14 protein-coding genes are annotated in these 13,882 nt (G+C 37.8%); all 14 read left to right on the top strand.

Translation table 11 applies throughout. The annotated features are described in order from the left end of the window. Positions 1 to 78: 78 nt before the first annotated feature. The 14 genes from paaB to HN014_RS03050 all read left to right on the top strand — a co-directional run bounded on the left by paaB (position 79) and on the right by HN014_RS03050 (position 13,856). Positions 79 to 360, top strand: a complete 282-nt coding sequence (paaB, locus tag HN014_RS03115) for a 1,2-phenylacetyl-CoA epoxidase subunit PaaB (protein WP_176027433.1) — start codon at positions 79 to 81, stop codon at positions 358 to 360. A 227-nt stretch (positions 361 to 587) separates the two neighbouring features. Further along, positions 588 to 1,343 (top strand): 1,2-phenylacetyl-CoA epoxidase subunit PaaC, encoded by a 756-nt coding sequence (paaC, locus tag HN014_RS03110; protein WP_176027432.1) that lies wholly within the window; start codon positions 588 to 590, stop codon positions 1,341 to 1,343. A 129-nt stretch (positions 1,344 to 1,472) separates the two neighbouring features. Beyond that, complete coding sequence (gene paaD, locus HN014_RS03105; protein ID WP_176027431.1) at positions 1,473 to 1,976, top strand: 1,2-phenylacetyl-CoA epoxidase subunit PaaD; 504 nt, start codon at positions 1,473 to 1,475, stop codon at positions 1,974 to 1,976. Between the two features lie 42 nt (positions 1,977 to 2,018). After that, a complete protein-coding gene (locus HN014_RS03100) occupies positions 2,019 to 2,801 on the top strand; it encodes an enoyl-CoA hydratase-related protein (protein WP_176027430.1) in 783 nt (260 codons plus the stop codon). 58 nt (positions 2,802 to 2,859) lie between these two features. Then, complete coding sequence (locus HN014_RS03095) at positions 2,860 to 4,023, top strand: 3-hydroxyacyl-CoA dehydrogenase NAD-binding domain-containing protein (RefSeq protein WP_176027429.1); 1,164 nt, start codon at positions 2,860 to 2,862, stop codon at positions 4,021 to 4,023. A 23-nt stretch (positions 4,024 to 4,046) separates the two neighbouring features. Next, positions 4,047 to 4,427 (top strand): four helix bundle protein, encoded by a 381-nt coding sequence (locus HN014_RS03090; protein WP_176027428.1) that lies wholly within the window; start codon positions 4,047 to 4,049, stop codon positions 4,425 to 4,427. Positions 4,428 to 4,477: 50 nt separating this feature from the next. Next, positions 4,478 to 4,855, top strand: a complete 378-nt coding sequence (locus tag HN014_RS03085) for a PaaI family thioesterase (protein WP_176031025.1) — start codon at positions 4,478 to 4,480, stop codon at positions 4,853 to 4,855. 193 nt (positions 4,856 to 5,048) lie between these two features. Beyond that, the gene (locus tag HN014_RS03080) at positions 5,049 to 6,257 is read left to right on the top strand and encodes an acetyl-CoA C-acyltransferase (RefSeq protein WP_176027427.1); all 1,209 of its coding nucleotides are present in this window, start codon (positions 5,049 to 5,051) and stop codon (positions 6,255 to 6,257) included. A gap of 59 nt (positions 6,258 to 6,316) precedes the next feature. Further along, positions 6,317 to 8,821 (top strand): phenylacetic acid degradation bifunctional protein PaaZ, encoded by a 2,505-nt coding sequence (gene paaZ, locus HN014_RS03075; protein WP_176027426.1) that lies wholly within the window; start codon positions 6,317 to 6,319, stop codon positions 8,819 to 8,821. A 66-nt stretch (positions 8,822 to 8,887) separates the two neighbouring features. After that, positions 8,888 to 9,640, top strand: coding sequence for an enoyl-CoA hydratase/isomerase family protein (locus HN014_RS03070; protein WP_176027425.1), 753 nt, complete (start codon positions 8,888 to 8,890; stop codon positions 9,638 to 9,640). 58 nt (positions 9,641 to 9,698) lie between these two features. After that, complete coding sequence (locus HN014_RS03065; RefSeq protein ID WP_176027424.1) at positions 9,699 to 10,298, top strand: transferase hexapeptide repeat family protein; 600 nt, start codon at positions 9,699 to 9,701, stop codon at positions 10,296 to 10,298. 32 nt (positions 10,299 to 10,330) lie between these two features. Further along, positions 10,331 to 11,113 carry a DUF3050 domain-containing protein gene (locus HN014_RS03060; protein WP_176027423.1) on the top strand — a complete coding sequence of 261 codons (783 nt, stop codon included), beginning with the start codon at positions 10,331 to 10,333 and terminating at the stop codon, positions 11,111 to 11,113. A 180-nt stretch (positions 11,114 to 11,293) separates the two neighbouring features. Then, complete coding sequence (locus HN014_RS03055) at positions 11,294 to 12,598, top strand: dihydrolipoamide acetyltransferase family protein (protein WP_176027422.1); 1,305 nt, start codon at positions 11,294 to 11,296, stop codon at positions 12,596 to 12,598. Between the two features lie 199 nt (positions 12,599 to 12,797). Continuing rightward, positions 12,798 to 13,856: a branched-chain amino acid aminotransferase gene (locus HN014_RS03050; RefSeq protein WP_176027421.1), complete on the top strand. Its 1,059-nt coding sequence runs from the start codon at positions 12,798 to 12,800 to the stop codon at positions 13,854 to 13,856. Positions 13,857 to 13,882: the final 26 nt, after the last annotated feature.

Below are 13,882 nucleotides of genomic sequence, written 5' to 3'. Positions count from 1 at the left end.
GAGATATACCTTTTTTAAAAAATAAAGAAAATAAGTAGATGGATTCATTTACTTAGAAATGACTAAAAAAATAATCAGATGAAAAATTGGCCTCTTTGGGAAGTGTTTGTAAGAAGTAAAAATGGACTGGAACATCGTCATTGTGGAAGCTTACATGCTGCAGATGCAGAAATGGCGTTGGAAAATGCGAGAGATGTATACACCCGTAGAAGCGAAGGTGTGAGTATTTGGGTAGTAGAATCTAAGGATATAACGGCTTCTAACCCGGAAAATAATGGAGAGTTATTCGAGCCAGCTCAGGACAAAGTGTATAGACACCCTACTTTCTATGACTTACCAGATGAAGTAAAACATATGTAGTAAACGTTGGTTGGTCAGAATGCCCCAATAAACGGTTTATAAATAGTAAGGAAGTTGTATAAGTATGCTTATTTTGAGAAGCTTTTTTTACAATTGTAAACTTTCATCAGGCATAGTAAACCCCACCTCTGTGAGAATACACGAGGTATTATAACTAGGAAGAATGTTCATTTCGAGGCAAGCCCCGGAGCATTTAAATTCTCGAATATCGAGTAAAAAAGTAAATAATGGAGAACGAAACGATCATACAATACATTTTAGGAATTGCAGATAATTCTTTAATTCTGGGACAACGATTATCAGAATTATGTGGTCACGGACCTAGTCTGGAAACAGATATTGCAGGATCTAATATTGCATTGGATTTATTAGGGCAAACCAGAAGCTATTATCAGTATGTGGCGCAATTATCAGGAGAAGATAAGACAGAAGACGATATTGCCTTTTTACGTACAGAACGACAATATAAAAATGTATTGTTAGTAGAACAACCCAATACACATTTTGGGTATGTGATTACACGCCAATTCTTTTTTGATGTTTTTCATAAAATGCTGTTAGCTGAATTAGAAAAAAGCAATGACGCAACCTTAGCAGCTATCGCCAAAAAAAGTAGCAAAGAAGTGAGCTATCACCAGCGATTTTCTTCTGATTGGATAAAAAGACTTGGAGATGGAACAGTCATTAGTCATCAAAAAGTGCAAGATGCAGTGAATGATTTGTGGACATATACAGATGAATTGTTCCATATGACTAAAGAGGATGAAAAAGCAGTAACCTTAGGAATAGGAGTCGATGTATCCAGGTTAAAAGGAGCATATTACGAAACAGTTAAAGAAATTCTGGAAGAAGCTACTCTGGAAGTGCCAGAATCTAAATGGTTTCAAAAAGGAGGAAAGCAGGGAATTCATACAGAGCATATGGGGTACTTACTTTCGGACATGCAATATATGCAGCGAACCTATCCTAATATGAAGTGGTAATAAACGACCTTGGTAGTGAACACAGGAGACACTGTATAGGAAACAAATGAGCTATAAGGTTGCCAGAAAAAGCAACCATGGATATAAGGCATATAACGCGATAGAACCTCACAAGCTGAGTAAAATAGAATGATTATCGAATTAGAACAAGACATATCACCCGAATTAGTTCCAATTTTGGAACAAGTGTCTGATCCCGAAATTCCGGTTCTTTCTATTATGGATATGGGAGTAGTTCGATACGCCAAGATAATCGATGATACGGTACATGTAAAAATAACACCAACCTATAGCGGGTGTCCGGCAATGGATGTAATAGGGGATGATATTACAGCAGCTTTTGCCAAAGAAAATAAAAAAGCAGTCGTTTCTCTGGTATTAGCTCCGGCATGGACTACAGACTGGATAACTCCCAGAGGAAGAAAAGCATTAGAAGCATATGGAATTGCAGCCCCGTTAGAAGCAGCAGTTGATAAGGAGGCCCTTCTGGGAGGGAAAAAAGTAGTGAAATGTACCCATTGTGGATCATTAAATACAAAAATGATAAGTCAATTTGGTTCTACCGCCTGTAAGGCATTATTTCAATGTCAGGATTGCCTGGAGCCATTTGATTATTTTAAATGTTTAAAATAAATATATACAATTCTATAAGAAGAATTAATTTTTTAAAAATATATGAGCAAGCCAATTCTAATTGCAATTGATAATAATGTTGCAACGATTACACTAAACAGACCCGAGGCCTTCAATAGTTTTAATAGAGAAATGGCATTATTGTTTCAGGAAGTACTGGATCAATGTGAAGAGAATGCTGATGTGAGATCAATAGTGGTAAAAGGAAGTGGTAAAGCATTTTGTGCAGGTCAGGATTTAAAAGAAGTTACTTCTCCGGAATTAAATCCGGGATTTCGAAAAATCCTGGAAGAGCATTATAATCCGATTATAACCCGAATCAGAAAAATTAAAAAACCAATCATAGCCGCAGTCAATGGAGTGGCAGCAGGCGCAGGCGCTAATATAGCATTAGCATGTGATATTGTGGTAGCAACAGAAGAAGCCTCATTTATTCAGGCTTTCAGTAAAATAGGATTGGTTCCGGATAGTGCAGGAACATTCTTTCTCCCCAGATTAATTGGGTTTCAGAAAGCTTCTGCATTAATGATGTTAGGAGATAAAGTAAATGCCTCAGAAGCAGAAAAACTCGGAATGTTATACAAAGTATTCTCTGCCGATACCTTTGAAGAAGAAGTACATAAACTAGCCTCAAAATTGGCGTTGATGCCGACAAAAGCGCTGGGCTTCACTAAAGATTTATTAAATCAGTCGATGGTAAATGACCTGGAAACACAATTAGCAAAAGAATCAGAGCTGCAAATAACCGCAGCAGAAAGTGAAGATTATGCAGAAGGAGTTGCCGCATTTATAGAGAAACGAAGACCTAATTTTAAAGGAAAATAAAACCAAAAGAGACATCATGATTATTGTGATGTCTTTATAATTTACAGTATACCTATATATGATACAAAAAGTAGGAATAATAGGATCAGGAACAATGGGAAGTGGTATTGCTCAAGTAGCTGCTACAGCAGGTTGTTCTGTAAAAGTATATGATACCAAACCAGAAGCATTAGATAAAAGTAAGAATGCACTTGATAATATATTAAATCGATTGGTGACTAAAGGACGAATCGATGAAGCAGAAAAAATGAGGATTCAGGGGAATATTTCCTATGTATCTACCCTAAAAGATTTAGGAGATGCAGATCTTACAATTGAAGCAATTATCGAAAATCTGGATATTAAGCAAAAAGTTTTCTCAGAATTAGAAACCTATGTATCGGATACAGCTATAATAGCGTCCAATACCTCTTCGCTGTCAATTGCATCAATTGCTTCTTCACTAAAAAAACCAGAACGATGTATCGGAATTCACTTTTTTAATCCGGCTCCGTTGATGAAACTGGTAGAGGTAATTCCAGCTGTTCAGACTTCTGAAGAAGTAACCTCAGAGATTGTTGAGGTAATCAATGGGTGGAAAAAAGTAGTGGCGGTAACCAAGGATACCCCAGGTTTTATTGTCAATAGAGTAGCTCGTCCTTTTTATGGAGAATCATTGAGGATATACGAAGAAGGAATTGCCGATTTTGCAACGATAGACGCCAGCCTCAAAACATTGGGGAAATTTAGAATGGGTCCTTTTGAACTAATGGACTTTATCGGTAATGATGTGAATTATACAGTAACAGAAACTGTGTTTAAAGCATTCTATAATGATCCGAGATACAAACCTTCATTTACACAAAAACGATTATCAGAAGCAGGGTATCTAGGAAGAAAAACAGGAAAGGGGTATTATGAATATACAGATGGGGCAGAAAAAGCAAGCCCGAATGAGGATTCGCAATTAGCTCGGCAAATTTTTGACAGAGTATTGGTTATGTTGATTAATGAAGCAGCCGATGCATTGTTCTGGAATATCGCCTCTGCAACAGATATAGATAATGCTATGACAAAAGGAGTGAACTATCCAAAAGGATTGTTAGCCTGGGCAGATGAGAAAGGAATTGATTGGTGTGTTCATCAGTTAGATGCATTATATGATGAATATCGAGAAGATAGATACAGATGTAGTCCGTTACTTAGAAAAATGAAAAGAGAGAAGACTACCTTTTTTAACTAATACAAATTAAAAAAAATACACCATTGAAAAGCGAATTTCAATTCAAGTTTGAAGAACTGACTATCTATGACAAAGCAATAGATTTTGGAGAAGCTGTTTATAAACAAATACAAACCTTTCCAAAAGAAGAACTTCATTTGTTAACAGCGCGTTTTAGCAAAGCAGCAGATGATCTCGCAGTAAATATAGCAAATGGAGCTATGAGTAATGATGTTATTGAATTTATGACCTGCCTTCAATTGGCATATGACGAAGCACATGATTGTATTGTATGTAGTACCAAAGCGAAGTTGCGAGGATATATTTCGGCAGAGCAGGACGAAAAAAACAGAATGGAAGTAACGGAGTTGGCTAAGATGCTACAGGCATATCAAAACCACCTTCAGTCAAAACATGGAGAATAGTGAATACTAATAAAGAAACGCCAATAACAGGGATTCAGATTCCGCATAAGATGTTAAGCTTAGATCCCTTTAGTCAATGGTTGGGAATAGAAGTGTTATCAGTAGAAAAAGGAAGATGCAAAGTAGGAATGACCATACGAAAAGAAATGCTTAATAGTATGGGAAAAGCTCATGGAGGAATTTCGTATAGTTTGGCGGATACAGCCTTTGGGTTTTCTGCAAATACACATGGAAAATATGCCGTCTCAATAGAGACATCGATTAATCATATTGAAGCTTTGGAAGAAGGAGATTACATAACAGCAGAAGCCGTTACGGATATCGTAAAAACCAGAGTAGGTTTTAATGTGGTAGAAGTAAAAAGAGGAGAAGAAATCGTTGCTCTTTTTAAAGGAGTGGTGTACAGAACATCCAAAGACTGGGAATAGATATGAGTTTTTGTGTTTCTGCATCTCCCAGAGTATTAGAAACTCTATTATAGCGTAAAATAAGATCAATATAAGTAACAGTTAATCGGAATGTAGAAACGGTTGACTGGAATTAATAACAGTAATAGAAAGCAGATATAAGGAAGGACGTTTTTTGTAGAAGCATCGATTACAGTTTTAAACCATAAAAAACATGGAAGCATATATCATCGATGGAGTAAGAACTCCAATAGGTAGTTATAAAGGGACATTATCAGCTGTTAGAACAGATGATTTAGGAGCTTTAGTGATAGAAAAACTAGTGGCAAACAACCCTGGTATCCCAAAAGAAGCATATGATGATGTAATTATGGGATGTGCGAATCAAGCAGGAGAAGACAATAGAAATGTAGCACGAATGTCATTATTGTTGGCAGGGTTACCTTTTACAGTTCCAGGAGAAACAGTAAATAGATTGTGTAGCTCTGGACTGTCATCAATTATCCATGCCAATAGAGCTATAAAAGCAGGAGATGGAGATGTTTTTATTGCAGGAGGAGTAGAAAACATGACCAGAGGACCATACGTTATAGCAAAACCTTCCTCTGCGTATGGAAATGATTCAAAAATGTATGACTCTAGTTTTGGGTGGCGTTTTGTGAATAAAAAAATGCATGATTTATACGGTACAGACGGAATGGGGAATACTGCAGAAAATCTGGTCGAAAAATATGGGATCTCCAGAGAAGATCAGGATGCCTTTGCATATTGGAGTCAGATGAAAGCCAGTAAAGCACAAGCATCGGGGAGGTTAGCAAAAGAAATTACAACGGTAGAAATCCCACAGCGTAAGAAAGATCCGATTCAATTTACAGCAGATGAGTTTGTCAAGCCGACAACTACTCCGGAAATATTAGCAAAGTTACGTCCTGCATTTAAGAAAGATGGAAGTGTAACAGCAGGAAATTCTTCAGGGTTAAATGATGGAGCAGCAGCAACCATCATAGCCTCTGAAGCAGCTGTAAAAAAATACGGACTAAAGCCAATGGCTAAAATTGTAAGTTCTGCAGTAGTTGGGGTAGAACCTAGAATCATGGGAATAGGTCCTGTACAAGCTTCTAATAAAGCATTAGAAAAAGCAGGATTGACTATGGATGATATTGACATTATCGAATTGAATGAAGCTTTTGCTTCTCAGGCATTAGCCTGTATCAGAGAATGGGGCTTAGAAGATAATGACCCTAGAATTAACCCTAATGGAGGTTCAATAGCAATCGGACACCCACTGGGAGTAACAGGAACACGAATTGCATATTCAGCTGCGCTGGAATTACAAGAGCAACAAAAGAAGTATGCTTTAATTACAATGTGTATTGGAGTAGGGCAGGGGTATGCAGCTATTATAGAAAATGTAAACTTGTAGTCACAGGGGAACCGGTAAAAATATTTTTGGTGAATATCAGATAACAAGATTGTAAACGCATGAAAAAACTAGAAAACTATATAAATGGGCATTGGGTAGCAGGTACCGGAGAAGGAACTCCTATGGTAGATGCTATAACCGGAGAGTTAATCGCATTGTCAACCACAGAAGGATTGGATGTGCCTTCAGCTTTGGAGTATGGAAGAACCAAAGGAGGAGAAGTATTGCGCAAAATGACGTTTCAGGAACGAGGAAATATGCTGAAAAAGCTAGCCTTGTATTTGACAAAGAGAAAAGAGCAATTTTATGAATTAAGTTACCGTACCGGAGCTACTCGTATCGATAGTTGGATAGATATAGAAGGAGGTTTTGGAAACCTATTTGCCAATGCATCACTGCGAAAGCTATTTCCTAATCAGCCCTTTCATGTAGAAGGAGATCCGATTGATTTATCACGAGGAGGACGTTTTATGGCACATCATATTTTGGTGCCAAAAACAGGAGTAGCTGTACATATTAATGCATTTAACTTCCCAATATGGGGAATGTTGGAAAAATGTGCGGTAAACTGGATGGCAGGAGTGCCGGCAGTAGTATTACCAGCTCCACAAACAGCATATCTGACAGAAGCAGTGGTTCGGGTAATTATAGACTCTGGGATATTGCCAGAAGGTGCACTGCAATTACTGAGTGGATTGACACGCTCAATATTAGATACAGTAACTTCTCAGGATGTTGTTACTTTTACCGGATCAGCACATACAGGAAGAATACTAAAAGCACATCCTAGACTAATAGAAGAATCTGTTCCTTTTACAATGGAAGCGGACTCTCTAAATGCTTCTGTTTTAGGGAAAGATGCCGTGCCGGGAACTCCAGAGTTTGATTTGTTTATCAAGGAGGTGAGAAAAGAAATGACAGTGAAATGTGGACAGAAATGTACTGCAATTCGACGTATTATTGTACCTTCTGATTTAGTTGAAGATGTACAAATTGCACTAGGAAAACAGTTAGATAAAGTAACTATAGGAGACCCAAGACTAAAAGAAGTTAGAATGGGAGCTTTAGCAAGTGCAGCTCAGGTAGCAAGTTTTAGAAATAATGTGTCAGAGATTGCTAAGACAGCAGAAATTGTCTATGGTAATCTGGATACGATTGAAACGATAGGGGCAGATGCATCCAAAGGAGCTTTTGTAAGTCCGGTTTTATTACGAGAAGACCATCCGTTTGAAAATAGTGGAGCCCATGAAATAGAAGCTTTTGGTCCAGTAGCTACGATTATGCCATATGATACAATAGAAGACGCGATTACACTCTCTCAAAAAGGAAAAGGGTCTTTAGTATCTTCCATTGTTACCTATGATGATAAAGTGGCAAGAGATTATATTGTAGGAGCCGCCTCTCATCACGGTCGTATTTTGGTCTTGAACAGGGAGAACGCAAAAGAAAGTACGGGACATGGATCCCCGTTACCAATGCTTACGCATGGAGGACCGGGAAGAGCCGGAGGAGGAGAAGAAATGGGAGGTATGAGAGGAGTGAAGCATTATATGCAGCGCTGTGCTATTCAGGGAACTCCTACCACTTTAACAGAAGTAACCGGAATATATCAGGCAAATGCAGCATATAAGGAAACAGATAAGCACCCATTTGCATATTATTGGGAGGATATAGAAGCAGGAATGTCTATCAAAACCCATAAACGTACTATCACAGATACAGATATAATCAATTTTGGGAACTTGACGTGGGATCATTTTTATGCGCATACAGATATTACTTCTCTAGAAGGAAGTATCTTTGAGAAGAGAACAGCACATGGGTATTTTATCCTTGCAGCAGCAGCAGGATTATTTGTTTATCCAAATAAAGGACCTGTAGCAGCGAATTATGGATTAGAGGAATGTCGTTTCTTAAGACCGATTTATCATAACGATACCGTATATGTACGATTAACCTGTAAAGAGAAAGTTGATAGAGATCACAGAGGAAAGGAATTACCTAGCGGGATCGCAAAATGGTTTGTAGAAGTTTTTGATCAAGAAGATGAACTGGCGGCAGTAGCCACAATTCTGACAATGGTTCAGAAGAAAACCCCGTTTGTACCGATCAATAGAGAAACAATCACCTCTTATTTGGCGCAATTAACAGAAGAATCTACCGCAGAATGGGGGATCATGACCCCTCAGCATATGTTAGAACATTTAGAAAAAACACTACGGATAGCGACAGGAGAAATCAGTAATTTTGAAGTAGCTACTCCGGAGAAATATTTAGATAAAGTACAGGAAATGGTTTATAACCATGTATCTATGCCGAAAGGACATAAATTTCCATTGTCCAAAGAAGAAGGATTAGAAGATTTGGTCCATGAAGATTTGGATAGCGCTAAAAACAGTTTGTTAGAAGCATATGATGCTTACAAGGAATTTTTTAAAGAAAATCCAGAAGCAATTACTAAAAACGTAGTTTTTGGTGCACTGAATAAGTTTGAGTGGGAACTATTGCATACCAAACACTTTAATCACCATTTTGTACAATTCGGATTAATAGAAGAAAAATAATTTTTTGAAAAAAGCTATTGTGTTTTTATTATCAAAATACAATAGCTTTTATATATCACATATCGTATGACACAACCATATGTAACCATAACAGAAGAAAATGGAATAGGAACCATAGAGTTCTTTCACCCAGCACATAACTCATTACCTGGAGATATCCTGGCAAAATTGGCAGAAACAATTACCGAAGCCGGTAAGAATGATGCTATAAAAGTAATTATTCTTAAAAGTGGAAGAGATAGAACATTCTGTGCAGGAGCCAGTTTTAAAGAGTTGATTAATATTAATGATGCAGAAACCGGAAAAGTATTTTTTTCAGGATTTGCTAATGTTATTAATGCGATGCGTACGTGCCCTAAATTTATTATTGGTCGGGTACAAGGCAAAACTGTTGGAGGAGGAGTGGGGCTGGCATCAGCTACAGACTATTGTATGGCAACAAAATATGCAGCTATAAAACTAAGTGAGCTTAATGTAGGGATAGGACCATTTGTAGTAGGTCCCGCAGTAGAACGAAAAATAGGATTATCTGCCATGACACAAATTGCAATCGATGCAAATACATTTTATAGTGCAGAGTGGGCTAGAGATAAAGGATTATATACCCATGTATATGAAGATATCGAAGCTTTAGATACCGCTGTAAATGAATTTGCAGCCCATCTTTGTACCTATAACCCGGAAGCTATGCGGGATATGAAAGCAGCATTTTGGGAAGGGACAGAGCATTGGGACACTTTGCTGGCGGAAAGAGCTGTTATCAGTGGGCGTTTAGTGTTATCAGAATTCACAAAAGAAACATTAAAGCGATTTAAATAAAAAAGTAGTATCTTATATAGGATAGTTTTTTAAAGTTCTAATCGAATAAGGGTAGGAGATGATATATGCGTTTAAAGGGTATATCCCTGTGATACACGAAAGTAGTTTTGTACATCCGTTAGCAGCTGTTACTGGTAATGTAATTATCGGGAAAAACTGTTATATTGGACCCGGAGCTGCAATCCGTGGAGACTGGGGAGAAATTGTGCTGGAAGATGGAGTAAATGTACAAGAAAATTGTACGGTACATATGTTTCCCGGGAAATCGATTGTACTCAGTGAAAGTGCACATGTAGGACATGGGGCAGTGATTCATGGAGCAAACCTGGGGAAGAATTGCCTGATTGGTATGAATGCAGTGATTATGGATGATGCAGAAATAGGAGATGAATGTATTGTTGGAGCAATGTCTTTTGTAAAAGCAAAAAGTGTTTTTGAAAAAAGAAGCCTTATCGTAGGAAATCCAGCAAAAGTAATCAAGCAGGTGTCTGATGAAATGATTGCATGGAAAACCAAGGGAACCCGATTGTATCAGCAGTTACCGGAAGATTGTTTTAATAGTCTTAAAGCGGTAGAACCATTAAGAGAAATACCGAAATCAAGACCAAAGCAAGAAGAGTTTTATAAAACACTGGAAGAATTTAAGGAACAAAAATAGAAGAATAGGACGTCGAATGTAATTAGAAAACTATGATTAATAAGGTACTTCAAACATTAGATCCACTGAGAGAACAGCTAACAGCACACCCACTATACACTAGCGTAAAAGATCTGGAAGATATACGGTTATTTACAGAACATCATGTATATGCTGTATGGGATTTTATGTCGCTGCTAAAAGGATTACAGATTCATTTAACATGCACACGTGTCCCATGGGTTCCTTCGGATAACCCAGTAACAAGGCGTTTTATTAATGAAATTGTACATGGAGAAGAAAGCGATATTGATGCGACAGGAACTCCAATGAGTCATTATGAAATGTATCTAGAAGCAATGGAAGAAATCAATGCAGATACGGTTCAGATCACACGTTTTATTCGAGAGATAGAAGCAGGAGAAACCGTGACTAACGCATTGAGAAAAGTGAGGGCAGATGTGGTTGTTCAAGATTTTGTAACCTTTACCTTTGATGTATTGGCTACAAAAAAACCACATGTAATCGCAGCCGTTTTTACCTTTGGAAGAGAAGATCTTATCCCGGATATGTTTATTGGAATTGTAAAAGGACTGGAACAATCCAATAATACATCTATAGGAAAGCTAATCTATTATTTAGAACGCCATATAGAGCTGGATGGAGATGAACATGGTCCCATTAGCCTGAAGATGGTGGAAGAGCTTTGTGGAGATGATGAAGAGAAATGGAATGAAGCAATTCACTATAGCCGTATAGCATTAGAAAAAAGAATTGCATTGTGGGACCAGATTAACCATAGTTTTAATGGTAAAACACTGGAAACACTAGCATAGTTAAATAATACAGGACATAGTGCCGGTTGGTAAAAGATAACAGGCACTATGTGCAATCCTGATAAAAGGATCGTGAGCGCTATGTGTTTACTAACACAAAGGGCTAGCAAAAGAAGATAAAAGATTTCGTATTTTTACAACAAAACAACTAACGAACGTTAGTTCATAAAGAAAATAAAGATGGCTTTGATTGAATTGAAGATGCCTAAAATGGGCGAAAGTATATCAGAAGCAACCATAATTAATTGGCTGAAGCAAGAAGGAGAATATATTGAAGAAGAAGAAACACTTTTAGAGGTCGCTACTGATAAAGTAGATTCAGAAGTACCAGCTCCCTGTAGTGGTGTTGTAAAGCAGATTTTGCATCAGGCAAATGAAGTAGTGGAAGTAGGAAAAGTTATCGCCATAATAGATGCAGAAGCAACAGAAGGAATTGCAAAAACAACAACTACTGCTCCTACAATAGTTGCAGAGGAAAAAGAAGAAATAAAAAAGGTAACGGTAGCATCCGAAGGTTTTGCTGTAAAAAATTCAGGAAGTTCTAATACCAATGGTTTTTTATCACCATTAGTCATCAGTATTGCACAAAAAGAGCATCTTACAATAGAAGAGCTCCACAGTATTCCAGGGACAGGAACAGATGGTCGTGTGTGTAAGAGTGATGTGATGCAATACCTCAAAAACCGAACCTATCCGGTAGCAAGCAGACCGCAACCTACAGTTCAGAGTCCCGTTAGTACTTATAATGCTCCTCCTATTTCTTATGTAGAAGGAAAAGATCAGCTCATAGAAATGGACCGAATGCGAAAAATGATCGCCGATCACATGGTGTATTCCAAGCATACCTCACCGCATGTAACCTGTTATATAGAAGTAGATGTAACCAATATGGTAAATTGGAGAAATGCTGTCAAAAAAGATTTTCAGGAGAAATACGAAGAGAAGTTAACATTCACTCCAATTTTTGTAGAAGCAGTAGCCAAAGCGATTCGAGAGTACCCTATGATTAACTCCTCTCTGGATGGAAACAAAATTATAGTGCATAAGGATGTCAATATAGGAATGGCAACAGCTCTTCCTACAGGAAACCTAATTGTGCCGGTAGTAAAAAATGCAGATGAGAAAAACTTACTGGGGCTGGCTAAAAATGTAAATCACCTGGCGAATAATGCCAGAAATAATGCTTTAAAACCGGAAGAAATCCAAGGAAGTACTTTTACGATATCTAATGTAGGAACCTTTGGAAGTTTGATGGGAACTCCTATTATTAACCAGCCAGAGGCTGCTATTTTAGCCATGGGAATTATTAAGAAGAGGCCTGAGGTTATTACCTCTCCCGAAGGAGAAGATCAAATCGCTATCAGAAGTATGATGTACCTCTCTTTATCATTTGATCACCGAATTGTCGATGGGTACCTGGGAGGTTCTTTTCTGCGAAAAATAGGAGATGAGTTAGAAGCGTTTGACAGCAATAGAACAATATAAATACAATGTTCCGAGGGAGTAAAATAAACTGAAACCACTCGGAAACATCAAGAGCTCACGTAGTGAGTACATAAGGCAAGAAAACAAGAGATATAAAAGAAGTACGCATAAATCTGTTATTTCTTTTTCTATCAGATCAATATCAGAAAAAGAAAATAACATCCTTTCTCTTGATTAGGGAATACTAAAATATTTTGACATGGGACATAACATTACGATAACAAAAACAGAGGCTTCTCGTTTAGCGACCGTTGACTTTGATAATATCCCCTTAGGGAAAACATTCACAGATCATATGTTTATCTGTGAGTATGAAGATGGAAAATGGACAAACCCCAGAATAGAACCATTAACATTAATTCCTACACATCCGGCAGCAATGGCATTGCATTATGGGCAAGCAATATTCGAAGGGATGAAAGCAACCGTTGGAAAAAATAATACCCCTTTGTTATTTAGACCAGAGGACAATGCCAAACGACTTAATCTTAGTGCGGATCGAATGGGAATGCCAGAAATACCTGAAACCTTATTTGTGGATGCGGTAAAGCAATTGGTAGCTGTAGAGAAAGGATGGATTCCTCCTCAAGAAGGAAGTGCCTTATACCTGCGACCGTTTATGTATGCCGATGAACCTTTTATAGGAATGCGAGCAGCAACCAGCTATAAATTTATTGTGATTTGTTCTCCTGCCGGACCATTTTTTACAAAAAAAATACGATTATTTGCAGAGACCACTTATATCCGTGCAGCAAATGGAGGAACTGGAGAAGCAAAAGCAGCTGGGAACTATGCAGCAGCGATTGTTCCTACCGAAAAAGCTAAAGCCAAAGGCTTTGATCAAGTATTATGGTTAGATGCGAATGAGCATAAATATATTCAGGAAGTAGGAACCATGAATATTTTCTTTAAGATAGGAGGGCGTTTCATAACTCCGAGTACGGACGGATCTATCCTGAAAGGAATCACCAGAGACAGTGTTATTACTTTATTGAAAGATAAAGGATTCGAAGTGGAAGAACGTCCAATTACGATAGATGAGGTGATAGGGTATCACAAAGAAGGAATGCTGGAAGAAGTATTTGGTACAGGAACTGCCGTAGCAATTGCAATGGTAGCGGCCATAGGATATAAAGATGAGGAATTGGTATTACCGGAAGAAAACCCAGTAAGTGAAGATATCATGAATACCATTAATGAAATCAAGGCGCAAAAACAAGAAGATCCATATGGATGGATTATTCCGGTAACTGAATAAAAAAGCAAACGACCTCAGGGCGAGCC

Source organism: Aquimarina sp. TRL1, from assembly GCF_013365535.1.
Taxonomy (GTDB): Bacteria; Bacteroidota; Bacteroidia; order Flavobacteriales; family Flavobacteriaceae; genus Aquimarina; species Aquimarina hainanensis.
The sequence above is the reverse complement of the archived record's forward strand: the minus strand, read 5'-3'. Positions and strand labels throughout refer to the sequence as shown.

Excerpts from the sequence above, each read along its gene's own strand:
- HN014_RS03060 (WP_176027423.1), top strand. The coding sequence starts at position 10,331 with ATGATTAATAAGGTACTTCAAACATTAGATCCACTGAGAGAACAGCTA.
- HN014_RS03065 (WP_176027424.1), top strand. The coding sequence starts at position 9,699 with ATGATATATGCGTTTAAAGGGTATATCCCTGTGATACACGAAAGTAGT.
- paaZ (WP_176027426.1), top strand. The coding sequence starts at position 6,317 with ATGAAAAAACTAGAAAACTATATAAATGGGCATTGGGTAGCAGGTACC.
- HN014_RS03100 (WP_176027430.1), top strand. The coding sequence starts at position 2,019 with ATGAGCAAGCCAATTCTAATTGCAATTGATAATAATGTTGCAACGATT.
- HN014_RS03070 (WP_176027425.1), top strand. The coding sequence starts at position 8,888 with ATGACACAACCATATGTAACCATAACAGAAGAAAATGGAATAGGAACC.
- HN014_RS03055 (WP_176027422.1), top strand. The coding sequence starts at position 11,294 with ATGGCTTTGATTGAATTGAAGATGCCTAAAATGGGCGAAAGTATATCA.
- HN014_RS03095 (WP_176027429.1), top strand. The coding sequence starts at position 2,860 with ATGATACAAAAAGTAGGAATAATAGGATCAGGAACAATGGGAAGTGGT.
- HN014_RS03085 (WP_176031025.1), top strand. The coding sequence starts at position 4,478 with ATGTTAAGCTTAGATCCCTTTAGTCAATGGTTGGGAATAGAAGTGTTA.
- paaC (WP_176027432.1), top strand. The coding sequence starts at position 588 with ATGGAGAACGAAACGATCATACAATACATTTTAGGAATTGCAGATAAT.
- HN014_RS03050 (WP_176027421.1), top strand. The coding sequence starts at position 12,798 with ATGGGACATAACATTACGATAACAAAAACAGAGGCTTCTCGTTTAGCG.
- HN014_RS03080 (WP_176027427.1), top strand. The coding sequence starts at position 5,049 with ATGGAAGCATATATCATCGATGGAGTAAGAACTCCAATAGGTAGTTAT.
- paaB (WP_176027433.1), top strand. The coding sequence starts at position 79 with ATGAAAAATTGGCCTCTTTGGGAAGTGTTTGTAAGAAGTAAAAATGGA.
- paaD (WP_176027431.1), top strand. The coding sequence starts at position 1,473 with ATGATTATCGAATTAGAACAAGACATATCACCCGAATTAGTTCCAATT.